Here is a 25,236-nt window from a genome sequence, read left to right as displayed (position 1 = left end):
AGCGGAGGCAGGAGCGGGGATTCGCTCGCTGCGTCCGCTGGTTAGGCCGACAATTTCAACTTGATTGGCCAGCCGTCATCCACGCGAACTCGATCGGGGCGCCGATGGAGCTGGGCTGCATGGTTCGAGACGCCCGCTTTGGCGGCTCCTCACCATGAGGGCATTCCATCTCGCCGCAAACCGCGACCTCAACCTGGGCCCGCCGAAGGCGGGCGTCTCGAAGGATGCGCTGCGGACGACGACGGCGTCAGTTCGTCTCCCGCCGTACCTCGGTCGGCACGGCTTGCGGTGCGCCCACGGGAGGCAGCGCCACCGGACGCAGGCCGATCAGCTCGGCGGAGCGGATGGCGCTGTCGCGCCAGAACTGGAACGAGTTGATGCGGCTGAGCTCGAGGATCGCGATCGCGACCGCGGCGAGGAACGGCAGGCTCTGCAGCACCAGCACGCCGGCGAAGATGTAGATCTCGGTGATCTGGCGGTAGCTGTTGGAGGCAATCAGGACGCCGGCGCCGATGATGAGGAGGGCGCCGATCACCGCCTCCCAGAACGCCTGGAACTCGATCGACATCCGCGACAGCCCGCCCTTGGAGGTGCGGGCGAAGGCGATGTGCTCGGTGATGAGACCCTGCGCCACCGCGCGCGACACCGTCCATTGCACGCTCATCGCCGCGATCATCGCGCCCAGCATCTGGCCGGGCTTGATCGCGACGCGGGCGCGGTACATCGACAGGAAATGCACCAGCGAGACGACGAAGGCGCCGATGATCGGCAGCGTCAGGATCTTGTCGGGAATGGCGATGTCGGCGAAGGCGACGATCGGCACCCAGACGAGGTTGAGCAGGGCCACGACCACGCCGAGGCTTTCGGCGCCGAGCCAGTTCAGCCAGCCGAGGCCGTATTCGCGTTTCTGGTCGGGCGTCAGCCGGCTCTTGCCGGGCAGGAACTGGCGCCAGTGCTTCTTGACGATCTGCAGGCCGCCATAGGCCCAGCGGTGACGCTGCTTCTTGAAGGCCTCGTAAGTGTCAGGGAGCAGGCCCTGGCCGTAGCGCGTGTTGGTGTAATGGGTGACCCAGCCCAGCTCCTGGATCGCAAGGCCGAGATCGGAATCCTCGCAAATCGTGTCCGACGACCAGCCGCCGGCCATGTCCATCGCGGCGCGGCGGATCAGGCACATCGTGCCGTGTACGATGACGGCGTTGAGCTCGTTGCGCTGGACCATGCCGATGTCGAAGAAGCCGGCATATTCGCCGTTCATGATGTAGTGCATGATCGACAGGTCGCCGTCGCGATGCTCCTGCGGCGCCTGCACGAGACCGACGCGCGGATCGGCGAACGCCGGCACGAGGTCCTTCAGCCAGTCGGGCTCGACGACATAGTCGGCATCGAGGATGCCGATGATCTCGGCGTCCGCCGCTGTGCGATCCATCGCGATCCGCAAGGCGCCGGCCTTGAAGCCCTGCACCTTCTCGGCATTGATGAACTTGAAGCGCTCACCGAGCGCGCGGCAATGGTCCTGGATCGGCTGCCAGAAGGCAGGATCCGGCGTGTTGTTGATGATGACGACGCATTCGTAGTTCGGGTAGTTCAGCCGCGACAGCGCATCGAGCGTCTGCTTGAGCATGTCGACCGGCTCGAAATAAGCGGGGATATGGATCGAGACCTTGGGATAGTAGTTCTCGGGCACGTTCTCGACCGGCTTGTCCTTGGTGATCAGCCGCTGCGGCGGCCGGCCGAAGGCGACCGCGGCGATCTCGTCGATGCGCGCCATCGCAATGAGAACGAGAGGAACAAGGAGGATCATGCCGAGCGTCAGCGCGAAAGCCGAGCCGAAGATGAAGTAGTGCGTGTTCCAGAACGCGAACACGGTCGCAGCCCAGGCGCCGACGCCGTTGGCGGTCGCTGACAGCAGGAACGCCTGCTTCGCAGTCGGCTTTTCGATGCGCAGGATCGGCAGCGACAGGAGGATGCCGACCAGCAGGGCGATGCCCATCAGCTTCCAATAATCGGGGTTCTCGACCGGGCCGGTCCAGGCGAATTTCGGCTCGCGGCTGGCGTCGAGGATGCCCCAGTACGGACCGACGCCGCCTTCGAAGAATTTCCAGGGCTGATCGATGGCCTCGACGATGTTGTATTCCATGCCGATGGCTTCGGCGCGGGTGACGAAATTTCGCAGGATCACCGCCTGCTGGAACGCGCCGGGATCAGCGTTGCGTAAGTTGTAGCCCTGGCTCGGCCAGCCGAACTCGGCGATCACGATGCGCTTGCCGGGGAACAAATTGCGCAAGAGATTGTAGCGATCGACAGCCTGATCGACCGCCTGGTCCGAGCGGAAGTTTTCCCAATAGGGCAGCACGTGGGCGGCGATGAAATCGACGTTGGAGCCGAGATCGGGATTGTCGCGCCAGATGTTCCAGATCTCACCGGTCGTGACGGGCACGCGGACGGAGCCCTTGACCTTCTTGATCATGCCGATGAGGTCTTCGACCTTCTGCTCGCCGCGGTAGATCACTTCGTTGCCGACCACGACGCCGACGACGTTGCTGTTCTTGCGGGCGAGCTCGATCGCAGCCTTGATCTCGCGCTCGTTGCGGTCCTTGTCCTTGTCGATCCAGGCGCCGACCGTGACCTTGAGGCCGAACTCGGCGGCGATCGGCGGCACCAGTTCCACGCCGCCCGTCGACGAATAGAGGCGGATGGCGCGCGTCATGGTCGACAGCGTCTTCAGGTCGGCGCGGATTTTCTCGACGGTCGGGATGTTGTCGATGTCGGGGTGGGCCGAGCCTTCGAACGGCGCGTACGAGACGCTGGGCAACAGGCCCTTGAAGTCGGGCGCGGTTTCCTTCTCGCGCATGACTCCCCAGATGCCGGCGTGGAGCGCGGACACGAGCAACAGAACGGCGGCGACAACGCGCATCGCGGCTAAACCAATAGGGGCTGAGGTGGCAGGGCAGCGGATCCGACCCCGAGATCCGACCAAGTCCGCGGCAAAGGGAGCATACCTCTGCCGCGCGGTTTCTCAACTGTCATGGCCTCATGTCCTTCTGAGGGCATGGCCTTTGTCGAACGACGCGCGGCAGTGCCAACCGTGTCTATGGCCGATCGTTCCTGAACGACAGCTGAAACGATCGCGCTATTTCTGGGGCGCCGGCGTCGGGCTTGCCGCAGGCGAGGGGCTAGCGGCCGGCTGCGGCTGCGCATTGTTGGCCGCGGGCGCGGCCGGGGGCGAGGCGCTCGCCGCCGCCTGCTGGGGCTGGGCGGCCGGATTGATCCAGCAGGCGTGCACGCGGCTGTCCAAGGTCTCGGCGACCTTGGGGTCGATCTGTCCGCCGAAGCGGGTCAGGCAGCGGAACGCAGCCTGGATGTGGCCGCCCGGGCAGCCGAAACGGTCGTAGAGGTCGAGATGACGGAACGCGGTATCGAGGTCATCCCGCCACATCAGCCGCACCACGCGCCGGCCGAGCCAGACGCATTCGGGATTGCCGGCGGGGCCATTGATGACCTGAGCGGCCTCGGCGAATTCGTCAGTGCGGCGCTGGTTCTGTGCGGCGTCCTTGGCGGCGTCGGCGGGCTGGGCGGCGGCCTTGCCCTGATCGGGGGTGGGAGTGCCGCTCTGGGCGGAGGCGCCACCGAGACCGGCGAGAACGAGGAGGGAGGAGACGGCCAAGGTGGCGGCGAACTGCCGCAGGACCGCATTTCGTGACTCGAACACCCGTTGCCGCATGAATTCCCCAATGTATCCGCTGGCCGCCCGCGTCAGGATCCCGCGGACACGTCGGTGATGGCGTCCAAATGGGTCTCCAATGCGGCGGAAAAGTCTTCCCGAGTCCATGACCTGTATTTCGAATTTTGTCCAGCAAAGTCACGATGCTAGGTCCCGGTCGAACGGCCGCAGCCGGATTCCCTTGGGGGAGGCTTAAATCGGCACCCGGACACCCCCTTGGCAGACGGCGTGCAAGCAGGTAATCGACGGACCCTTCGCGGAGGACGGAACCGATTTCTCTTCGTACGCCACTGGCGCTTCTGCTCGTTTCATTGGGTGCGATTGCTGCCGTGTGGTGGTGGTTGGCGACGCCGATCACGCTCGCGCGCGCCCCGATCGATCCCGCCGACAAGGTCCAGTGCGTCTCCTACGCACCGTTCCGCGGCGAGCAGACGCCGCTGGAGCCGTGGACCCATATCGAGGCCGAGCAGATCGAGCAGGATCTCCGCCAGCTCAAGGAGATCACCGACTGCGTCCGCACCTATTCGATGGAGAACGGGCTCGACCAGGTGCCGGCGATCGCCGCGAAGGTCGGGGGGTTGAAGGTGCTCCAGGGCATCTGGCTCTCCAGCAACAGCACCAAGAATCGCGAGCAGGCCGCGCTCGCGGTCTGGCTTTCAAAGCAATACCCTGACGTCATCACCAGCATCATCGTCGGCAACGAGGTGTTGCTGCGCGGTGAGATGACGACCGCAGACCTCGTGTCCATCATCCGTTCGGTCAAGGCGCGGGTCAGCGTTCCCGTCACTTACGCCGACGTCTGGGAGTTCTGGCTGAAGAACCGCGAGGTCTACGACGCCGTCGATTTCGTCACGATTCACATCCTGCCCTATTGGGAAGATATGCCGGTGAGGGCGAAATTCGCCAGCGCGCATGTCGAGACCATCCGCGAGCGCATGGCGGTGGCGTTTCCGGGCAAGGAGATCCTGATCGGCGAGACCGGCTGGCCGAGCGCTGGACGCATGCGCGAGGGCGCGCTGCCGTCGCGCACCAACCAGGCGCGGGTGGTGTCCGAGATCCTGGCCCTTGCGAAGGCGCAGAAGTTCCGCGTCAATCTGATCGAATCCTACGACCAGCCTTGGAAGCGCAAGCTCGAGGGCACCGTCGGCGGCTATTGGGGCCTTTACGATTCGGTGCGGCGTAATCTGAAATATCCGCCGGGCGAGCCGATCAGCAATTTCCCGTACTGGAAAGGGTACATGGGCGCCGGCATGGGGCTCAGCGTGCTGGTGTTCGCGGTTGCGCTGATCACGCTGCGCCGGCGGCCCTGGACGCCGCGTTTCTCGGCCTGGCTCGGCGTCGGCATCTCGGCGACGACGGCAGGCATCCTGCTCGGGGTCGGCGCCGACAAGATGTATTACGAGAGCTACGGCATCGGCGGCTGGCTGCTCTGGGGCGCGCTGCTGCTCGCCGGCATCCTGTCGCCGATCTTCTGCGCGCAGGCGATGGTGATCGGCCGCAGTCTTCCGACCTTCCTCGACCTGCTCGGCCCGCGCGAGGGCCGCAAATGGTCGAAGCTCACGGCGGTTCTCGGCCTGACGCTGGCGGTGACGGCGGTGATCGCGGCCGCCACAGCGCTCGGCTTCGTGTTCGACCCGCGCTACAAGGATTTCCCCTACGCTTCGCTGACGATGGCGGTGGTGCCGTTCGCGCTTTTGATGCTGAACCGGCCGCAGATCGGCCAGCGTCCGATTGCGGAGGCGGTGTTCGCAGGGCTGCTGGCGCTGTCGGCCGTCTTCGTGCTCTTCAACGAAGGCCGCGACAACTGGCAGTCGCTCTGGACCTGCGCGATCTATCTGTTGTTCGCGCTCACGCTGTGGCGGGCGCGGGCCGAGCAAATCCAAGAATGAACAGGCCGATCGCAAGGCCCGACAGCACGACATTGTAGAGCACGATGCCGAGGCCCGCGGCGATGACGCCGACGGTGAGCAGCACGATCGACGGCCGCATCAGGTTCAATGTCGCCACCACCAGCGCCACAATTCCGAACACCGAATTCTTGAACAGCGCGGTCGAGACCGCGCGCGCCTTGCAAGTCAGGGTCTGAAGCCCGGCGTCGCAGGCGAGCGCAACTTGGGACAATTCGATCGCGAGGTAGCGCAGATAGAACGCATAGCCGACGGTGGCAAAGCCGACGACGATCAGGAACTGCACCTGGTAGGGCGTGAGACGGAAAGGCTTCTTGGTCATGCCGGCAATATGGTCGGGATGGCGCGGTCAGGCAACAGGGCAGCGGGATGTTTCTGTTCCATACGGCCGGCCATGCATCCTCCGGGAACACGCGCCGGGCGATCTGAAGGAGAAGGCGCGCATCGAATAGTGATTGCGCGTCCAGATGTTCGTCGAGGTCGATTTTCCGTCGAAGCTATTTCAATCCGAGGCGGCGTTCGAGCCAGCTGAGCGCGAACAGCACGAATAATGTGACTGCGATGGCGGCGCCGACCAGCAGCCAGGCACCCAACGCGCAGGCTATGCCAAGACCGGCAGCGATCCAGACGGTCGCCGCCGTGGTGAGGCCATGAACCGTCTTGGCCTTGACGTCGTGCAGGATGACGCCCGCACCAATGAAGCCGACGCCGCTCAGCACGCCGGTAACAACGCCCTGGATCACCCTCGAGATCGCATCCGGGTGGTCGCGCAGATTCTGAAACTCGATCACGGAAATCGAGATCAGGGCAGAGCCCAAGGCCACCAGCGCGAGGGTGCGCATGCCCACCGGCTTGTCGTTCATGTCGCGATCGATGCCGATCACCAGCCCTGTCGCCGCGGCAACGAGAAGTCTCAGCACATCATCCAGTTCGTTCATCGGGCACGCATGTCTTGGGGGAGGGCGACGATCGGGAAAAGTCGGGAAGAGGACGAACTTGCGGTGAAAAGGCGGCTCAGGTCCAAGCGTCCGATGGTCGCATGCTCGCGGCTCTCGCCTGCCGCGGGCGCGGCATCATCGCCTGAAGAAAGAGGACAGCGCGGATCCAGTCGATGCTGACGCTTCCGGCTTCGCTGGCGCGGGCGGTGGTGCGACAGGGGCCGGCGCGGGCTCCTCACGCTTCGAGGAGCGCTTCGAGGAGTAGCTGCGGCGGCGCTTGTCCGGCTTGGCGCTGGGCGCTGGCGCGGTTTCGGCTTGCGGTATCGCGTCCTGATTCTTCTCGGCGTTCTTATCCTGAACCCGGTCCTGACTTTTCTCCGGCTTCTCAGGTCCGCCGCGCATCGACAGGCGCTGGCCGTCGAACACGGTGGTCTCGCAATGGCGCTCGTTCACGGTGAGGCCCGCGCAGAGTTTTGCCGCGGCGGCAGCGTTGATCAGGGGGCCGGCCCCGAGGCGGAGCTGCATGCCGAGGCCGGTGGCGCCTTCCTTGATCATGATGATCGGACGCAATGCGCCAACTTCCGGATTGGATTTGGTCACGCCGCGCCACAGCGCCCGCAGGCCGTCGATCGAGTTGGCGCCGCCGAGGTCGAGCGCAAAGCGCGTCTGCTGGACCGCGATCGCCGGAGATTCGGTTTCGGCTGCTTCAGGCGGCTTGGTTGCGGCCGCAGCAACCTCGGTCGGGGCAGCAACGGGCTCGGACTTCTTCTCCGCGGCCTTGTCCGCTGGCCTCTCCGCGATCTTCTCAGCAGGCTCGGGCTGAACCAGTTTCGACGCGGCCGGATCCGGCGGCGCCATGATCGACTTGGACGGCACCAGCGGAATGGTCGGCAGCGCCGAATTCATCGCCGACTGCTGCTGCACGAGCGAGGCCGCGGCCGCAGTCTGCGACGGCGGGCTCGACGGCTCCTTCAAGGCTTCCTTCGGAGCATCCTTTTGAACATCCTTCGGGGCGTTGGCCTCGATGCGCGGCTTCTCGCTCGCCGGAATTGGCGTCGAAGCCACCGGCGCGACGCTGGGAGCCGGGAGAAGCGCTGCGTCCTGCGGCTTCGCAGCCGTAGCGGCCTGCGGCGGGGCGGCCGCCTGCTTGGCGATGGCACCGGTGACGGAATCGAGGCCCTGCTCCAGCACCGTGACGCGCGAATAGAGCCGATCGCGGTCGCTGTTCAGCGTCTCGATGGCAGCGGCGAGGCGGCGCGCTTCGTTCTGGCTCTCCTTGGTCAGCACCTGGAGCCGGTCGGCCTGGCGCGCGAGATCGGCGGAGGCAACCTGGTCGCGCCGCCAGCCGAGATGAGCCTGATTGGCCATCACGGCGGCGACGACGGCTGCCACGGCTGCCACGCCCCATGAGCCCAGCCGCCACGCCATGCGCCGATCGAACGCGCTTTCCTCGGCCAAAAGTCCGGAGAACAGCCCGCCGGTCTCCTTGGTGTCGAAGGCATCCGCCAGTGTGTCGGAATCCTTTGCCATGAACGTAAAGTGCCCAGCCCCGAATCAATCAGGGAACATTAACAGGAAAACCCCGACGCACTTGAATTCCGGGCGTTTGCGGGGGTAGCTAAGACGTTAGCATCAGGGCGGCCTGCCGTCCGCCGCACCATCGATTCGGTTTTACTGTCAGGATTGCGATGACCGCCCGCTCAAGCCTCACGATCGTGCTCGCCGCCGGCGAAGGCACGCGCATGCGATCGAGCCTGCCGAAAGTGCTGCATCCCGTCGCGCATCAAAGCCTGCTCGCCCATGTGCTCGCCGCCGCACCGACGGGAACCGGCACCGCGCTCGCGGTCGTGATCGGCCCCGACCATCAGGCCGTGGCGGACGAGGCGCGGCGCATCCGTCCCGACGCGCTCACCTTCGTGCAGAAAGAGCGGCTCGGCACCGCCCATGCGGTGCTGGCAGCGCGCGAGGCAATCGCGCGGGGCGTGGACGATCTCCTGATCGCGTTCGGTGACACGCCGCTGATTTCGGCCGAAACCTTCGCGCGGCTGCGTGCACCACTGGCCAGCGGCGCCGCCATCGCGGCGCTCGGTTTTCGCGCCGCCGATCCCACCGGCTATGGCCGCTTCATCGTCGAGGGCGACCGCCTGGTCGCGATCCGCGAGCAGGCCGATGCCAGTGAAGCCGAGCGCAAGATCGATCTGTGCAATGCCGGCGTGATGGCGATCGATGGCCGCCGCGCGCTCGAGATCCTTGGACAAATCGGCAATGCCAATTCCAAGGGCGAATATTATCTGACGGACGCAGTCGGTATCGTCCGCGACAAGGGATGGGAGGCCGTGGTGATCGAAACCAGCGAAGACGAGGTGCGCGGCATCAACACCAAGGCGCAGCTCGCGGAAGCAGAAGGCGTGATGCAGGCGCGCTTGCGCAAAGCGGCGATGGAGGCCGGCGTCACGCTGATCGCGCCGGAGACGGTGTATCTGTCCGCCGACACCGTGTTCGGCAAGGACGTCACCATCGAGCCGTTCGTGGTGATCGGCCCCGGCGTGTCGATCGCCGACGGCACGGTCATCCACTCCTTCTCGCACATCGTCGAGACCACGCTCGGCAAGAAGGTCTCGATCGGCCCTTATGCGCGACTGCGTCCGGGCACGTCGCTCGGCGATGGCGCGCGCATCGGCAATTTCGTGGAAACCAAGGCGGCAACGCTGGAGGCTGGCGTCAAGGTCAACCATCTCTCCTATATCGGTGACGCCACCGTCGGCGCCAATTCCAACATCGGCGCCGGAACCATCACCTGCAACTACGACGGCTTCAAGAAGCACAAGACGATCATCGGGCAGGGCGCCTTCGTCGGCACCAATTCCTCGCTGGTCGCGCCGGTGAAGATCGGCAACGGCGCCTATATCGGCTCGGGCTCGGTGATCACGAAGGACGTGCCCGACGACGCCATGGCGCTCGAGCGCAACCAGCAGACCATCCGGGAAGGCGGCGCGGTGCGCTATCGCGAGCTGAAGACGGGAGGCAAGAAGCCGGAGAAGTGAGCGGCGAGTGCCGGTCCCTTCCAAGGTGTGATTCGCAGTACGCGCTCATGGTCGATCCGATCGGCAGTGTAATCGATTATCTCGTCGAACCACTCATCATGACGGTGGGACGGGGCGTACTGAAGCTGTTTGGCGTGCGTCGCCCGCATGAAATCGCAGCGCTGTTCGCAGGAATCGGCTTCTGGGCCCTCGTCGCCATCCTCGTTTGGGCCGCTGTGCTGGGATGGTAACGCTTCCGCTAGTCGTCCTCGTCGACTTTCGAAAACATCGCCCGCTGCAGACGCCATCCGCGCGGCCCGGCGCGCTTTGCCGGTTCGCTGGCAGTCTGACTGACGAGGACAGGCTTGGATTCCTTGCCCCGCTCCTTGGCACGCAGGGGCGGCGGCCAGTGCGAAAGATGCGTACCTGTGGTCTCGCTGGCGTGCAGGTAGATCGATGACAGCCGTTTGCGGCCGGACGAGTCCTTCATGATCCTTCCACTCCCGGGTGGAAGCGTTGGTCAAATTCATTGACAATGAGTTAACGCGGTTCAAGGCCGGCCAATCTAACGCAGGCGAGGCACAAGTCGCGGGGCCCTTGCTGTCTCAATCAGCAATAATTATTGAGTATCTGGTTCCCTCGGAATTTCGCTAAAAACCGAGCGTGTCGTTTAGGCGATTTTTCGACGATTTGGGGGATATTGATCCGCATGTGCGGAATTGTCGGCATTCTCGGGCGCGAGCCGGTTGCAGAGCAATTGGTGGATTCGCTCAAACGTCTTGAATATCGCGGCTATGATTCCGCGGGCGTCGCCACGCTCGAAGGCGAGCACCTGGAGCGCCGCCGCGCCGAGGGCAAGCTGAAGAATTTGGAGAAGCGCCTGGAAGCCGAGCCTCTGAAGGGCATCACCGGCATCGGTCACACCCGCTGGGCCACCCACGGCAAGCCGACCGTCAACAATGCCCATCCGCACGCGACCGAACGGGTCGCCGTGGTCCACAACGGCATCATCGAGAATTTCCGCGAGTTGCGCGAGGAGCTCGAGAAGAAGGGCACGGTATTCCACACCCAGACCGACACTGAGATCGTGCTGCACCTCGTGGACGATCTGCTCGCGCGCGGCAACAAGCCGGTCGAGGCGGTGAAGCTGGCGCTTGCGCGCTTGCGCGGCGCCTTCGCGCTCGGCTTCATCTTCGCCGGCGACGACGACCTCATGATCGGCGCGCGCAACGGCCCGCCGCTCGCGATCGGCTATGGCGACGGCGAGATGTATCTCGGTTCGGATGCGATCGCGCTTGGACCGTTCACGGATACGATCAGTTACCTCGAGGACGGCGACTGGGTCGTGCTGACCCGCAAGGGTGCAACGATCTTCGACAAGGACGGCAACGCCGTCCAGCGCGACAAGATCAGGCACGCGGCTTCGACCTCGCTGGTCGACAAGGCCAACTACCGCCACTTCATGGCCAAGGAGATCCACGAGCAGCCGGAGGTGGTCGGCCACACCCTGGCGCGCTATGTCGACATGGCGACCGAGCGCGTCGCGCTGCCGGTGAAGCTGCCGTTCGACTTCAACACCATTCAGCGCGTCAACATCACGGCTTGCGGCACCGCGAGCTATGCCGGCTTCGTCGCAAAGTACTGGTTCGAGCGCTTTGCGCGCCTGCCGGTCGAGGTCGATGTCGCCTCCGAATTCCGCTACCGCGAGGCGCCCTTGCGCAAGGGCGATCTCGCCATCTTCATCTCGCAATCCGGCGAGACGGCCGACACGCTGGCGGCACTGCGCTACGCCAAGGCCGAGGGCGCGCATACGGTCGCCGTCGTCAACGTGCCGACCTCGACGATCGCGCGCGAGAGCGAGACCGTGCTGCAGACTCTCGCGGGCCCCGAGATCGGCGTCGCCTCGACCAAGGCTTTCACCTGCCAGCTCATGGTGCTGGCAAACCTTGCGATCGCGGCCGGCAAGGCGCGCGGTGAGCTGTCCGATGAAGACGAGGCCAAGCTCGTCCACGGCCTCGTCGAGGTTCCCCGCCTGATGGCGGATGCGCTCACCACCGAGCTCCAGATCGAAAAGCTCGCGCACCGGATCGCCAAGTCGAGCGACGTGCTCTATCTCGGCCGCGGCACCAGCTTCCCGCTCGCGCTCGAAGGTGCGCTGAAGCTGAAGGAGATCTCCTATATCCACGCCGAAGGTTATGCCGCCGGCGAGCTCAAGCATGGTCCGATCGCGCTGATCGACGAGACCATGCCGGTCGTCGTCATCGCGCCCCACGATCGCGTGTTCGAGAAGACCGTCTCCAACATGCAAGAGGTCGCCGCGCGCGGCGGCAACATCATCCTGATGACCGATGCCAAGGGCGCGGAAGAGGCGACGGTCGAGTCCCTCGTTACCATCGTCATGCCCGACATGTCGGCGGCCTTCACGCCGATGGTCTATGCCGTCCCCGTGCAATTGCTCGCCTATCACACGGCCGTCGTCATGGGCACCGACGTCGACCAGCCGCGCAACCTCGCGAAATCGGTGACCGTGGAATAGGCAGAAGGGATAAGGTCGGTCGCAGTCTTCCAAAACCTGCTAGAAAACCCTAGCTTGTTGCTAGCGACCGATCTGGAACCCGAATGACCCCCCGCGACGACGCACCTGCGCCTCTTGATCCCGTCCCGGAACCGCATACCGGCCTGATGGGCCGTTTCCGCAATTATTTCCTGACCGGCCTCGTGGTGACGGGGCCGATCGCGATCACGCTTTATCTCGTCTGGTGGTTCGTCACCTGGGTCGACGGCGTGGTGCGGCCGTTCGTGCCGCTGGCCTACCGGCCCGAAACCTATCTGCCCTACGTCGTTCCCGGCTGGGGACTGGTTGTCGCATTCTTCACGCTGACGCTCGTCGGCTTCCTCGCGGCCAATCTGATCGGCCGGACGCTGGTCGATGTCGGCGAGACCTTTCTCGGCCGGATCCCCGCCGTGCGCGCGATCTATCGCGGCCTCAAGCAGGTGTTCGAGACGCTGTTCTCGGGCAAGGGCTCGAGCTTCCGCAAAGTCGGCCTGGTCGAATTTCCCTCGCCCGGCATGTGGTCGATCGTGCTGATCTCGCAATCGCCGAACGAGGACATCGCGCGCAGTCTTCCGGGGCAGGAGGAGCACGTCTCGGTGTTCCTGCCGTGCTCGCCGAACCCGACCACCGGCTTCTTCTTCTATGTCCCGAAGAGCAGGATCATCGAGGTCGATCTGACCGCCGAGGATGCCGCGACGCTGATCATGTCGGCCGGCGTGGTGCAGCCGGGCTCGGCGCCCGATCCTAAGAAGGCCGCCGCGCTCGCGGGCGTGGCCAACGCCGCGCGCATCGCCAACGCATCGGCGCTCAAAGCTCAGCCTGCGAAAGTGGAGTAGGGCCATTCCCGCGCGGGATGGCCGCATTCACGCAGGCGTTGGTAGCCTCTGCTAATCTCCGATCGAACTGAGCGACTCTCTCGGAATTCGATTTGGAGTGCAAGATGTCGAAGACCATCGCGATCCTCGCGCCCGGCGCCATGGGCAGTGCAGTGGCCCGCCGCCTCAGCGAAAACGGCGCACGCGTGCTGACGTCCCTGAAGGGACGTAGCGAGGCGACGTTGAAACGCGCAGCGGATGCCGGGATGATCGGCGCCGAGGACGAAGCGATCGCGGACGCGGACATCATTCTTTCGATCGTGCCGCCGGGCGAAGCCGTGGCGTTGGCCGAACGGCTCGCGGCGCTGATCGTCCGCCGCGAAAAGAAGCCGGTCGTGGTGGACTGCAACGCCGTCAACGTCGACACAGTGCAACGGATCGAGGAAATCATCGGCTCGGCGCAGGCACCATTCGTCGACGGCGGCATCACCGGCTTTCCGCCGCAGCCCGGCGGCAAGAGCCCGGCCTTCTACATGTCCGGCGGGCACGCCAAGGACGTCGCCGTGCTGAAGGATCTCGGCCTCGACGTGCGGATCGTCGAAGGCCCGGTCGGCGCGGCCTCCGCGCTCAAAATGTCCTACGCCGGCATCGTCAAGGGCCTTGCCGGCATCGGCTCGGCCATGGTGGTCGCGGCAACGAAGGCGGGCGCGGCCGATGCGCTACGCGATGAGCTCGCGTTGAGCCAGCCCGCGGTCCTGGCCCGGCTCGAGGTCGCGCTGCCCGACATGATTCCGAAAGCCTATCGCTGGGTCGCGGAGATGCGGGAGATCTCCGGATTCCTCGGGCCCGATCATCCGGCCAGCCAGATCTACGAGGGCTTTGCGCGATGGTTCGAGCATCTGGCGGCAGATGCGAAGGGCGAGGCGGTGGATGCGGAGATGCTGAAGGCGTTTGCGGAAAGTGTCGCGAAGAAGAACGTCTGATGGTCGGCAACCGCGCTCGACAGGGCTTGAAATGTGCGGCTCTGTATCCCCTCGTCATTGCGAGCGCAGCGACTTGTCCGCCGAAGCCTTGGCGAAGGCGGAAGCAATCCAGAGTCTCTCCGCGGAAAGATCCTGGATTGCTTCGTCGCAAGAGCTCCTCGCAATGACGGGGAGGGAGACACTGCGCATGATCGCTAACCCGCACCGATCAGCGGAATCGCTTCGTCCCGCTCGTACAGATACAACAAGCACCGCAACGCCTCGCCGCGCTCGCCCTTCAGCTTCGGATCGTCTTTGAGGATGCGTAGCGCCTCGTCTCTCGCCTGGGCGATGAGCTGACCGTGCACCTCCGGGCGCGCAATGCGGTAGCCGGGCAGGCCGCTCTGGCGCACCCCTAGCACATCGCCTTCGCCGCGCAGCTTCAGGTCCTCCTCGGCGATGCGGAAGCCGTCGGTGGTCTCGCGGATCACTTTCAGCCGGGCCTTCGACATCTCGCCGAGCGGTTCTGAATAGAGCAGGATGCAGGTCGAGGCCTCCGAGCCGCGCCCGATGCGGCCGCGCAACTGGTGCAGCTGGGCCAGCCCGAAGCGCTCGGCATTCTCGATCACCATGATGGTGGCGGCGGGCACGTCGACGCCGACCTCGACCACGGTGGTCGCGACCAGCAGGCCGATCTCGTGGGCGGCGAACTGACCCATCACGCGGTCCTTCTCCGTGCCCTTCATCTGGCCGTGCACGAGCCCGACGCGTTCGCCGAAGCGCTTCTGCAGGCTCTCGAAACGCTTGGTCGCGTTGGTGAGGTGCTCGGTCCCCTCCGCCTCGGATTCTTCCACGAGCGGGCAAATCCAATAGACCAGTTTTCCCGATTGCAACGCACGGCCGACGCTGTCCATGACCTCGCTGAGCCGGCTCATGGCAACGGCGCGGGTGTCGATGGGCTGGCGGCCGGCCGGTTTCTCGCGCAGCTCGGAAATGTCCATGTCGCCGAAATAGGTCAGCACCAGCGTGCGCGGAATCGGCGTTGCGCTCAGCACCAGCACGTCGACGGCTTCGCCCTTCGAGGTCAGCGCGAGGCGCTCGCGGACACCGAAACGGTGCTGCTCGTCGACGATCGCCAGCGCGAGATCATGGAAGGCCACGTCGTCCTGGATCAGCGCATGGGTGCCGACGAGGAGATCGATCTCGCCCGCGGCGAGCTGCACGATGAGCTCGCGCCGCTCCTTGCCCTTTTCGCGGCCGGTGAGGATCGCAACGCGCAATCCCGCACGCTCGGCGAGCGGGGCGATGGTCTTGATGTGCTGGCGCGCCAAAATCTCAGTGGGGGCCATCAGCGCAGCCTGCTTGCCGACCTCTGCGACGGCAGCGGCTGCCAGCAGCGCGACCACGGTCTTGCCGGAGCCGACGTCGCCCTGGAGCAGGCGCAGCATGCGCACCGGCTGCTTGAGGTCTTCGGCAATCGCCGCCGCGGCGCTGCGCTGGGACGGTGTGAGCGCATAGGGCAGGGCGTCGATGATCTTGTTGCGCAGATGTCCGTCGCCGGCGTTGCGCACGCCTGCGGGGCGGCGCAATTGCGCGCGGATCAGGGCAAGCGCAAGCTGGCCAGCCAGAAGCTCGTCGAAGGCCAGGCGCGACCAGAACGGCTGGTCCGGCAGGATATCCGTGAGCTCGACCGGCTGGTGCACGCGGGTGAGCGCTTCCGCGACCGGCGGAAAATTGCAGCGGCGCATCACCTCCGGGCTGATCCATTCCGGCAGGGCCGGCAGCTTCTGCAGCGCCTGCGCGATCGCGCGACGCAGCGATCCGAGCGCGAGGCCCTCGGTCAGCGGATAGACCGGATCGATGCCGGACAGCTTTGCAATCGCCTCCTCGTCGAGCACGCGATCGGGATGCACGATCTGGGGAATGCCGTCATACATCTGCAACGTGCCGGAGACGTAGCGCTTCTCCCCCATTGGCAGCAGCTTCTCGACATAGCCGGGCTTGGCGCGGAAGAAGGTCAGCACGACGTCGCCGGTGTCGTCGCTGGCATAGACCAGATAAGGTGCGCGCGCGCTGCGCGGCGGGGGCGGGCGGTGGCGGTCGACGGTGATCTCCAGCGTCACCATGGTTCCGACGGCAGCATCGCGGATCTTCGGCCGGGCTCTGCGGTCGATGACCTGGCTTGGCAGATGCAGCAGCAGGTCGACCAGCCGCGGCGTCTCGCTGCGGCTGAGCAGATACTGCAGCAGCTTGTCCTGCTTCGGACCGACGCCGGACAGGCTGGTCACGGGAGCAAACAGCGGATTGAGCAGGCTGGGGCGCATCGGTGCAGCAATCGTCATGCGCGGGCTCGACCCGCGCATCCATCTATTCAAGAGGATGGATTGCCGGGTCAAGCCCGGCAACAACGACCATAAATAATTGCCACAACAAAGGGCTGACATGTCCAGTTCGAGTGGCTATATCAGCCCCGCCCGGCACGTCCGGGCTTTCTGCGTTTGACTGGATTTGAGACATGACGGGGACGACACGATCGAGCAGCGGGCTGGACGACCGCCGCAAGCGGCTTCTGTTCCGCTGCTGGCACCGCGGCACGCGCGAGATGGACCTGATCCTCGGACGTTTCGCCGATGCCGAGATCGGCAATCTGTCGGATGTCGAACTCGGCGAGCTCGAGCGCCTGCTCGAGGTCAACGATCCCGATCTGTATGCTGCCATCACCGGCGACAAGCTGCTGCCGGCCGACGTCACCGGCGCGCTGTTCGCCCGCATCAAGGCGTTCCCGATCGCGGAACGCGACGCATGAAGCAGGGCATGAAATCTCCGGCCGAGCTGCTGACGCCCGGCCGCGCGCTGACGCTCGCCAATGTCGCCGAGGGCGCCGAAGGCCTGGTCGTCTCCGATCTCGCCCGCGCCATCGCGGCGCGGCCGAAGAAGCCCGCGGTCAGCCTTGCCGTGGTCTGCCGCGACGGTTCGCGGATGCAGTCGCTCGAACGCGCCTTGCGCTTCTTTGCGCCCGATCTGCCGGTGCTGACCTTCCCCGCCTGGGATTGCCAGCCCTATGACCGTGTCTCGCCGCATGGCGGCATCCTGGCCCAGCGCCTGACGACACTGGCGCGACTGGCCTCGCTCACCGGCAGCGACAAGCCGCTGATCGTGCTGACCACGGTGAATGCGGTGGTCCAGCGCGTGCCGGCGCGCGAGCTCGTGGCGGCGCAGGCGTTGTCGGTCGCGCCCGGCAATGTGGTGCCAATGGACACCGTCGTCGCCTGGCTCGAGCACAACGGCTACAACCGCTCCTCGACAGTGCGCGAGCCCGGCGAATACGCCGTGCGCGGCGGCATCCTCGATCTGTTTCCGGCCGGCCTCGACCAGCCCGTGCGGTTCGACTTCTTCGGCGACAGCCTGGAATCGATCCGCTCCTTCGACGCCGAGACCCAGCGCACGCTGCTCGACATGCGCTCGCTCGACCTCGTGCCGGTGTCCGAGTTCCAGCTCGTCACCGACACCATCCGCCGCTTCCGCATGGGCTATGTCGCCGAGTTCGGCGCGCCCGAGCGCGACGATGCGCTCTACGAGGCCGTTAGCGAAGGCCGCCGCCATCCCGGCATGGAGCACTGGCTGCCGCTGTTCCAGGACCGGATGGACACGCTGTTCGACTATCTGCAAGGCGCAGCCGTCGCGATCGAACCGCAGGCCGAGGATGCCGTACGCGAGCGCTTCAAGCAGATCCTCGACTATTACGAGGCGAGGCGGGAGGCGATGGAGCATCCCGGCGGCGGCGCCATCTACAAGCCGCTGCCGCCTGACCGGCTTTATCTGACCGAGGAGGAGTGGGGCAAGCGCCTCGGTGATATCCCGCTGGCGCGGCTGACGCCGTTCTCGGTGCCGACCGACGGCACCACCATCGTCGACGCCGGCGCGCGCAAGGGCCGCGACTTCGCGCCGGAGCGCAACGACACCACGGTCAACGTGTTCGAATCCGTCGTCGCGCATGTGATGGCCTTGCAGGCCCAGCGCAAGAAGGTCGTGATCGCGCTGTGGACCGAAGGCTCGCGCGACCGCATGACTTCGATGCTGCGCGACCACAAGCTCGCCCATACCACCAGCGTCAACAGCTGGCGGACGGTGCAGGCGACGCCGCGCAACGAGACCATGCTCGCCGTGCTCGGCCTCGAAAGCGGCTTCGAGACCGACGAGATCGCGCTCATCAGCGAGCAGGACATTCTCGGCGACCGACTGGTGCGGCCGCGCAAGGCCAGCCGCAAGCTCGACAATTTCATCTCGGAGGTGACGAGCCTCACGGCCGGCGACATCGTCGTTCACGTCGATCACGGCATCGGCCGCTTCATCGGCTTGCAGACGCTCGACGTCGCCGGCGCGCCGCATGACTGCCTCGAGCTGCATTATGCGGCCGAGACGAAGCTGTTCCTCCCCGTCGAGAACATCGAGCTGCTGTCGCGCTACGGCTCCGACCAGACCACAGTCGAGCTCGATCGTCTGGGTGGCTCGGGCTGGCAGACCCGAAAAGCGAAGCTGAAGAACCGCATCCGCGAGATCGCGGGCGAGCTGATCAAGATCGCTGCCGCGCGCCATTTGCACGAGGCACCCAAGCTGCCGGTGCAGCAAGGCCTCTATGACGAGTTCTGCGCACGCTTCCCCTATGACGAGACCGAGGATCAGCTCGGCGCCATAGAATGCACCCTGAAAGACCTCGAGCTCGGCCGTCCGATGGACCGGTTGATCTGCGGCGACGTTGGCTTCGGCAAGACCGAGGTTGCGCTCCGCGCGGCTTTTGCCGTTGCGCTCGAAGGCAAGCAGGTTGCGGTCGTGGTGCCGACCACGCTGCTCGCGCGCCAGCACGCAAAAACTTTCACCGAGCGCTTCAAGGGCTTTCCGGTGAACGTGGCGCAGGCCTCGCGGCTGATCGCAACCAAGGAGCTGAACCAGGTCAAGAAGGGCATCGCCGACGGCTCGGTCGATATCGTCGTCGGCACCCACGCGCTGCTTGGCAAGGCCATCAAATTCCGTGATCTCGGTCTCGTCATCGTCGACGAGGAGCAGCATTTCGGCGTCACCCACAAGGAGCGGCTGAAGGCGCTACGCTCCGAGGTGCACGTGCTGACGCTGTCGGCAACGCCGATCCCGCGCACGCTGCAATTGGCGCTCACCGGCGTGCGTGAGCTCTCGATCATCGCCTCGCCCCCGGTCGACCGCCTCGCGGTCCGCACCTTCGTCGCCCCGCACGATCCGCTGATGATCCGCGAGGCGCTGCTGCGCGAGCGCTATCGCGGCGGCCAGGCCTTCTACGTGGTGCCGCGCATCGACGACCTCGCGGAGGTCAAGGATTTCCTCGACAAGAACGTGCCGGAGATGAAGGTCGCGGTCGCGCACGGCCAGATGCCGCCGGCCGTGATCGAGGACATCATGACGGCGTTCTATGACGGCAAGTTCGACATCCTGCTGTCGACCACGATCGTCGAGTCCGGCCTCGACATTCCCAACGCCAACACGCTGATCGTGCATCGCGCCGACATGTTCGGTCTCGCCCAGCTCTACCAGCTGCGCGGCCGCGTCGGCCGCTCCAAGCTGCGCGCCTACGCGCTGTTCACGCTGCCGGCGCAGCAGAAGATCACCGCACAGGCCGAGCGCCGGCTCACCGTGCTGCAATCGCTGGAGACGCTGGGAGCGGGCTTCCAGCTCGCCTCGCACGACCTCGACATCCGCGGCGCCGGCAATCTCCTCGGCGAGGAACAGTCCGGTCATATCAAGGAGGTCGGCTTCGAGCTCTATCAATCGATGCTGGAGGAGGCGATCGTCAACCTCAAGGCCGGCGTCTCCGAGCCCGCCGCCGACCGCTGGTCGCCGTCGATCACCATCGGCATGCCGGTGCTCATTCCGGAGGACTATGTCAGCGATCTCTCGGTCCGGCTGTCGCTGTATCGGCGCCTCGCCGATCTCGACACCGAGGAGGAGATCGAGAACTTTGGCGCCGAGATGCGCGACCGCTTCGGCGTGCTGCCCGACGAGGTGCGCTATTTGTTCAAGGTCGCCGCGATCAAGGCGTTCTGCCGCAGGGCCAATGTCGAGAAGATCGATGCCGGCCCGAAGGGCGCCGTCATCGTCTTCCGCGACAATTCCTTCGCCTATCCCGATCGCCTGGTGACGTATATCCGCAGCTACGGCCAGGCCGCCAAGGTGCGACCCGACATGAAGGTGGTGTTCCTGCAGGACTGGGAGACGCCGGAAGAGCGGCTCGCGGGCACCACGGAGATCATGCGGCAGCTGGCGCAGCTCGCAGAGAGCAAGAAGGCGGCGTAGGCCCCGTTCTCACCGCGTCATTGCGAGGAGCTCTCGCGACGAAGCAAACCAGAATCTTTCCGTTGAGGCAGTCTGGATTGCTTCGCTTCGCTCGCAATGACGGTGTTTGTTGCAGCCGCGTGCAAGAAAACTACGACGCTGCCCTCGAGGCATCCGCCGACAGGCGCGCCAGCAGCGACCTTGCCGTATCCGACGGTGACAGCGAGTCCACGCTGACGACGGGGTCGCTGCGCATCTCGTGCTTGCCGTTGGAGGTGTGCCGCATCACTGCGGAGAGGCGGCGGGCGATCATATGCGCGGTGCGGAAGTCGGTCTCCGCGAACACCACGATCACCGAGCCGTCCTTCTGCGCCGTGCCGAAATCCATCTGCCGCATCAAGCGGCTGAGGATGCGTGCGGCGTCGAGCTGGGCGCGGGGATTGCCGGGATCGAAAGCGAAGCGTGCGACGGAGAGGCCGCCGCCGCGGGCGAGCGTCTGCTCGACGGCCTTGGCGAAATCGCGGGCGAAGGCTTCCACCGTGAGCAGGCCGCTGCGCGGATCGAGCCAGCCGCCGGCGTCGATCGAGCGTAGCGTGCGGCTCAGCTGCGCTTCCATCGCGTGCTGGCGGATCAGCGGAAGGGCATTGGCGGCGATCTTTGCCGGCTCGCCCGCGATCAGTTCGAGATTGGGCAGATCGTAGCTCTGCGCGAGCTGGTGCGCGGTGACGACGACGGGCAGGTTGCGGAAGCGGGTGTCCTCGGCGAGCACCGTCAGGAAAGCATCGGTGACGCGCGCCGTGAAACCTTCGGCGAGCACGACGCCGTCGAGGTCGCGGGTGTTGAGATGTTTTGCGGCGGCCTCGATCGAGAGTGCGCCGATGACCCCGACGCGTTCGCCGAGCGCCACCGAGAGCGCAGGATAGGCCGCGCCGCGGCCGATCAGCAGAACGGTGGCATCGCGCGTGGGATCGGCTTGCGGCAGCGCGACCGTCACTTCAGGCAGCCGGCGCAGCACGGTGGCATGAAGGGTGCGGACGCGCAGCGCGGCGCGCAGCCGCGCGATCAGGCGGTCGGGCGTGCCGCCGCGTGTGGCGAAGGGCAGGGCGTTGGGAGGCAGCGGCACCGCAGCATCCATCGCGACGAAAGGAAGATATGGCGACTGGCCGGCGATCTTCTTGGCGAAGACGGCGATGTGCGGCTCGTGCCCGCCGGACATCGCGGCGAGAACAGCTGCCGGCTGCACTTGCTCGACGGCGCGCGCGGCGCTGGCCCAGTCGGTGTCGACCACGGGAAAGAGCCGGGCCTCGTCCAGCGCCGCAATGAAGGCGGGGCGCTCGGTGTTGGACACAAACAGGATCGGGCCCGCCTGGGACATTAAGAAGCTCTGATCACGCAACAGGTGCCGCGCAATCTAGATGGACCGCCTTAATGCGGCGTCAACGTATCCCTTGAAACTGCGGTCAAGCCGGCCCGGAGCGGTCGCGAAAGGCCTCGACCATCAGAGGGTTAAGCCCGAGCTCGCTGAGCGCTTCGCGGGCGCGGGCATTGTCCTGGGCCCGTCCCGCCAGCCGGTGGCCGGAGAGGCGGTCGGGCAGGGCGGTGAGCAGCGCACCCTGGCCGAGCCGGCGGGCCCATTCCTGGAGATCGTTGGAGAGGAAGCGATAGCCGCCGACGGCCATGATGCCGGAGGGCGGCGCAGTGATGCAGATCGCCCCGCTCGGACGGTCGATCCGGGCGGCATAGCCGGTATCGACATAGTCGCGCGGCGGCTGCGCGATCAGGGCCTCGCCGACCGGCTGCGGCGGCGCGTAGGCCGCGATCGGCGCCATCGGCCCGCGCAGGCCGAGCGTGCCTTTCGGCGTCAGCAGTATCTCGCCGGCGATGGAGGAGCCGGACTGTTCGCGCGGCGCGCCATGCGGCCCCGGCATCACCGCAACCGGCATGCCGTCCTCGCCGCGGCGGGCGCCGAACAGGCCGGCCTCACCGAACAGATAGACGTCGGTCAGCGGCGCATGCGGTGCGATCCAGGCATCGCTTGCGGCGACCTGCTCGGGCGCGCGCCACAGGCCGATGACGTTGCGCAAGGTCGGCATCCGCGCGGCGAGGTCGGCATCGCCGAGCCGCAGTGCGAGCTGCGCGGGTGCGATCAGCACGTCGCATTCGTGCTCGGTGATCTGCTGCTCCAGCACCTCGCTCTCGAACGGATGATGCAGCGCCAGCGTGCCGCCCGAGAGCAGCCACACCGTGAGCGAGGAGGCCAATCCCGCGAACGACATCGGCGCGAACGCGGCCATCACGGTCGCGCCCTGCTTGACGTCGGCTTCCAGCGACATCGCCAGGCCACCCGCGATCAGGCTGAAATGCGGCCGCGGCACCGGACGAAAACCTTCAGCCGTGACGTCGAAGGAGATCATTGCCGCCTTGCGGCCGTCCTGGATCACGGCGCGCGTGGCGCCGGGCGGGCGCGCCAGCACGTCGTCGAGCGACGCCATGCCCTCCGGCAGATCTCTGCCGAAGCCGCAGACGTGACGGATCGAGAAGGCCTCGGCGGCCGCATGCATGGCAAGGTCGGCATAGCTGACGCCGTCGACCGTGCTCATGGTGACGATGGCGCGCGCGGCGGTACGGTTGAGCGCGGCGGTGAGTTCCGCATGGCGCCACAGCAGCGGCAGCACGGCGACGACGAGGCCGGCGCGATGGGCGGCGAGCACGGTTAGCACGAACTCGACCGTATTGGGCAGCTGGATCGCGATGACGGAATTGGCCGGCAGCCCCGATTCGACGAAATAGGCCGACAGCGCCTCGATGGCCGTATCCGCCTCGGCATAGGTCATGCGCCGCGGCTGGTGCCCGGTCACGCGCGCCTTGTTGAGCGGATCGAGCAGAGCGGGCGCGTGCGGCTGCCGGGTCAGCGTGCGCTGAAACAGCGTGTCGAGCGTCGGCGATACGGCTGGCTGGTTCACGGCGTCACTTTGCTTGATGAGCTTGCGGCGGCTCCTTCGACCACCAGGTTTCCGGCAAATAGCCGGACAGCGAAGTGGCCTTGGGTCGTTCTATCCGATTCCAGCGCGCGATCCATTGCTCGGATACGTTAAACAGGGGGATTGTGTAGAAGCCGGCGATCAGGGCGCGGTCGAGCGCCCGCACCGCCGAGACGAAATCCGTATGTTCACGGGCCTCCAAGAGCGCGGCGATCATGGCATCGACCGCGCCATCCCTGGCGCCCATGTAGTTGCGGGTGCCCGGATTGTCGGCGGCGGCACTGCCCCAATAGAAATACTGCTCGTTGCCGGGCGAGAGCGACTGATCCCAGCGGTTCTGGATCATGTCGAACTCGTAGGCGAGCCGGCGCTGGTCGAACTGCACCGGATCGACCGAGCGCACGGCCAGTTCGATGCCGGCGCGCTTGAGGTCGCGCTGGAAGGCGAGCGCGATGCGCTCCTGGTCGCGGGTCGTGACCATGATCTCGAAGGTGAAGGGCGCCTTGGTCGCGCGGTTGCGCAACACGGTTCCGTCGAGATCAAAGCCGGCCTCCGACAGCAGTTTCAGCGCGGCGCGCAGCGTGGTGCGGTCGCGCCCCGAGCCGTCGGTGACCGGCAGGCGGTAGCTGCCGTCCATGATGTCGGGCGGGATCTGCGCGGCGAAGGGTTTCAGCAGCTCGCGCTCGCGCGCATCCGCAGGGCGGCCATAGGCCGACAGCTCAGAGCCCGCGAAATAGCCGGCGACGCGCGCATAGAGGCCGAAGAAATAGTTGCGGTTGACCAGCTCGAAATCGAACAGCAGCGTCATCGCCTTGCGCACGCGAATGTCGGCGAAGATCGGACGGCGGGTGTTGAACACCAGGAACTCGGACGGTTGCGGCACGCCTGGCTTGACGGTGTCGCGGATCACCTCGCCGCTTCGCACGGCCGGAAAATCATAGCCGTCGTGCCAGCGCAGCGGCTCATACTCGACACGGAAATCATACAGGCCGCGCTTGAAGGCTTCGAACTGACCATTGGCCTCGCGAAAATAATCGAGCCTGATCTCGTCGAAATTGTAGAGCCCGCGACTGATCGGCAGATCGCGGCCCCAATAGTCCGGATTGCGCGTGAGCGTCACGCTGGCGCCGGGCTTCACGGCCGTGACGCGATAGGGCCCCGAGCCGACCGGGCTTGTCAACGTCGTCTCCTCGAATGTCGCGACGTCGATCGCGTGCTTCGGCAGGATCGGCATCAGGCCGAGGATCAGCGGCAGCTCGCGGTCATTGGCGCCGGTGAGGTCGAAGCGGACGGTGAGGGGATCGGTCGCCTCGGCCTTTGCAACCTTGGCGTAGTATTGGCGATGATTGGGGCGGCCGTGGTCGCGCAGGAGCTGCCAGGAGAACAGCACGTCCTCGGCGAGCACAGGCTTGCCATCCGAGAAGCGGGCGCGGGGATCGAGGCGGAAGGTGACGAAGGTGCGGTCGTCGTCGGTTTCGACCGTCCTGGCGAGCAGGCCGTAGAGCGTAAACGGCTCGTCCTGGCCGCGCGCGAGCAGGCTCTCGAACACGTAGCTCCGCATCTGCTGCACGGCCAATCCCCTGACGATGAAGGGGTTGAGGCTGTCGAAGGTGCCGAGAATGCCCCAGGTCATGCGGCCGCCCTTCGGGGGTTGGGGATTGGCGTAGGGCATGTGGGTGAAATCGGCCGGCATCGCCGGCTTGCCGTGCATGGCAATGGCGTGGGCTTGCTCTCCCCGCGCGCCGCCTGCCGACAGCCCGGCAGGCAATGTGAGGGCCAGAGCAAGGGCCAGGCCGAGACGGCAAAGGCGTCGTCCGGGGCCCTCGACGAGGCGCTGGAACATGAACATCGGCACACGTTGATTCGAGGACCGGCGGGCCTGAATCCTATCACAGGGAATTTCCCTGGGCGCAGCGCAGGATGTGGCCAAAGGCGCCTGTCGGCATTGATCTTTTCGTCGGCCACGCTAAGAAGGCACCCAATCGCGCAAGAGCGCCGAGCCCGTCACTTATCCGCCTCAATTGACGGGGAGAGA

General features: G+C 65.8%; 18 protein-coding genes. 8 read left to right on the top strand and 10 right to left on the bottom strand.

Translation table 11 applies throughout. The features are described 5' to 3' along the window. Nucleotides 1–247: 247 nt before the first annotated feature. Together LPJ38_RS25100 and LPJ38_RS25095 are read right to left on the bottom strand one after the other, a co-directional pair. Nucleotides 248–2,914: a glycosyltransferase gene (locus LPJ38_RS25100; protein WP_145634145.1), complete on the bottom strand. Its 2,667-nt coding sequence runs from the start codon at nt 2,912–2,914 to the stop codon at nt 248–250. Nucleotides 2,915–3,130: 216 nt separating this feature from the next. Beyond that, a complete protein-coding gene (locus LPJ38_RS25095; protein ID WP_145634132.1) occupies nt 3,131–3,721 on the bottom strand; it encodes a beta-1-3, beta-1-6-glucan biosynthesis protein in 591 nt (196 codons plus the stop codon). 329 nt (nt 3,722–4,050) lie between these two features. Here LPJ38_RS25095 and LPJ38_RS25090 point away from each other — a divergent pair, with 329 nt between their 5' ends. Beyond that, a complete protein-coding gene (locus LPJ38_RS25090; RefSeq protein ID WP_167520490.1) occupies nt 4,051–5,610 on the top strand; it encodes a glycoside hydrolase family 17 protein in 1,560 nt (519 codons plus the stop codon). Here the strand turns inward: LPJ38_RS25090 and LPJ38_RS25085 are convergent. From LPJ38_RS25085 to LPJ38_RS25075, 3 genes are all read right to left on the bottom strand, one after another. Further along, nucleotides 5,570–5,950, bottom strand: coding sequence for a hypothetical protein (locus LPJ38_RS25085; protein ID WP_145634126.1), 381 nt, complete (start codon nt 5,948–5,950; stop codon nt 5,570–5,572). The genes LPJ38_RS25090 and LPJ38_RS25085 overlap by 41 nt on opposite strands. Nucleotides 5,951–6,125: 175 nt before the next feature. Next, the gene (locus tag LPJ38_RS25080; protein WP_008563786.1) at nt 6,126–6,566 is read right to left on the bottom strand and encodes an MgtC/SapB family protein; all 441 of its coding nucleotides are present in this window, start codon (nt 6,564–6,566) and stop codon (nt 6,126–6,128) included. A gap of 135 nt (nt 6,567–6,701) precedes the next feature. Further along, complete coding sequence (locus LPJ38_RS25075) at nt 6,702–8,096, bottom strand: hypothetical protein (RefSeq protein ID WP_145634116.1); 1,395 nt, start codon at nt 8,094–8,096, stop codon at nt 6,702–6,704. Nucleotides 8,097–8,254: 158 nt separating this feature from the next. Between LPJ38_RS25075 and glmU the strand changes: the two genes are divergently transcribed. Both glmU and LPJ38_RS25065 read left to right on the top strand, forming a co-directional pair. Beyond that, on the top strand, nt 8,255–9,610 hold the full coding sequence (gene glmU, locus LPJ38_RS25070) for a bifunctional UDP-N-acetylglucosamine diphosphorylase/glucosamine-1-phosphate N-acetyltransferase GlmU (RefSeq protein WP_231088399.1): 1,356 nt from the start codon (nt 8,255–8,257) through the stop codon (nt 9,608–9,610). Nucleotides 9,611–9,657: 47 nt separating this feature from the next. Further along, nucleotides 9,658–9,840 carry a hypothetical protein gene (locus tag LPJ38_RS25065; RefSeq protein ID WP_145634091.1) on the top strand — a complete coding sequence of 61 codons (183 nt, stop codon included), beginning with the start codon at nt 9,658–9,660 and terminating at the stop codon, nt 9,838–9,840. Nucleotides 9,841–9,848: 8 nt separating this feature from the next. Here LPJ38_RS25065 and LPJ38_RS25060 read toward each other — a convergent pair whose 3' ends face one another. Next, the gene (locus tag LPJ38_RS25060) at nt 9,849–10,079 is read right to left on the bottom strand and encodes a hypothetical protein (protein WP_145634077.1); all 231 of its coding nucleotides are present in this window, start codon (nt 10,077–10,079) and stop codon (nt 9,849–9,851) included. Between the two features lie 219 nt (nt 10,080–10,298). Between LPJ38_RS25060 and glmS the strand changes: the two genes are divergently transcribed. The 3 genes from glmS (at nt 10,299) to LPJ38_RS25045 (ending at nt 13,941) form a co-directional block, all read left to right on the top strand. Next, nucleotides 10,299–12,125, top strand: a complete 1,827-nt coding sequence (glmS, locus tag LPJ38_RS25055) for a glutamine--fructose-6-phosphate transaminase (isomerizing) (protein WP_145634063.1) — start codon at nt 10,299–10,301, stop codon at nt 12,123–12,125. A gap of 83 nt (nt 12,126–12,208) precedes the next feature. Next, nucleotides 12,209–12,979: a DUF502 domain-containing protein gene (locus tag LPJ38_RS25050; RefSeq protein ID WP_145634050.1), complete on the top strand. Its 771-nt coding sequence runs from the start codon at nt 12,209–12,211 to the stop codon at nt 12,977–12,979. A 104-nt stretch (nt 12,980–13,083) separates the two neighbouring features. After that, nucleotides 13,084–13,941: an NAD(P)-dependent oxidoreductase gene (locus tag LPJ38_RS25045; RefSeq protein WP_145634038.1), complete on the top strand. Its 858-nt coding sequence runs from the start codon at nt 13,084–13,086 to the stop codon at nt 13,939–13,941. Nucleotides 13,942–14,135: 194 nt separating this feature from the next. Here the strand turns inward: LPJ38_RS25045 and recG are convergent, their stop codons facing one another. Continuing rightward, on the bottom strand, nt 14,136–16,244 hold the full coding sequence (gene recG, locus LPJ38_RS25040) for an ATP-dependent DNA helicase RecG (protein ID WP_145634644.1): 2,109 nt from the start codon (nt 16,242–16,244) through the stop codon (nt 14,136–14,138). 191 nt (nt 16,245–16,435) lie between these two features. Between recG and LPJ38_RS25035 the strand changes: the two genes are divergently transcribed. Together LPJ38_RS25035 and mfd are read left to right on the top strand one after the other, a co-directional pair. Beyond that, complete coding sequence (locus LPJ38_RS25035; protein ID WP_145634024.1) at nt 16,436–16,726, top strand: FAD assembly factor SdhE; 291 nt, start codon at nt 16,436–16,438, stop codon at nt 16,724–16,726. Further along, nucleotides 16,723–20,241: a transcription-repair coupling factor gene (gene mfd / locus LPJ38_RS25030; protein ID WP_145634011.1), complete on the top strand. Its 3,519-nt coding sequence runs from the start codon at nt 16,723–16,725 to the stop codon at nt 20,239–20,241. The genes LPJ38_RS25035 and mfd overlap by 4 nt, the downstream gene beginning before the upstream one ends. A 130-nt stretch (nt 20,242–20,371) precedes the next feature. Here mfd and LPJ38_RS25025 read toward each other — a convergent pair whose 3' ends face one another. From LPJ38_RS25025 to LPJ38_RS25015, 3 genes are all read right to left on the bottom strand, one after another. Next, nucleotides 20,372–21,595, bottom strand: coding sequence for a GGDEF domain-containing protein (locus LPJ38_RS25025; RefSeq protein ID WP_145634001.1), 1,224 nt, complete (start codon nt 21,593–21,595; stop codon nt 20,372–20,374). Between the two features lie 85 nt (nt 21,596–21,680). Then, nucleotides 21,681–23,183 carry a class I adenylate-forming enzyme family protein gene (locus LPJ38_RS25020; RefSeq protein WP_145633988.1) on the bottom strand — a complete coding sequence of 501 codons (1,503 nt, stop codon included), beginning with the start codon at nt 23,181–23,183 and terminating at the stop codon, nt 21,681–21,683. A 4-nt stretch (nt 23,184–23,187) separates the two neighbouring features. Continuing rightward, entirely contained in the window at nt 23,188–25,050 is a 1,863-nt protein-coding gene (locus LPJ38_RS25015; RefSeq protein ID WP_167520496.1) for an extracellular solute-binding protein, read from the bottom strand. Between the last annotated feature and the right edge of the window lie 186 nt (nt 25,051–25,236).

This window comes from Bradyrhizobium daqingense, from assembly GCF_021044685.1.
Lineage (GTDB): Bacteria > Pseudomonadota > Alphaproteobacteria > Rhizobiales > Xanthobacteraceae > Bradyrhizobium > Bradyrhizobium daqingense.
This window is presented reverse-complemented; position numbering and strand designations above follow the sequence as displayed.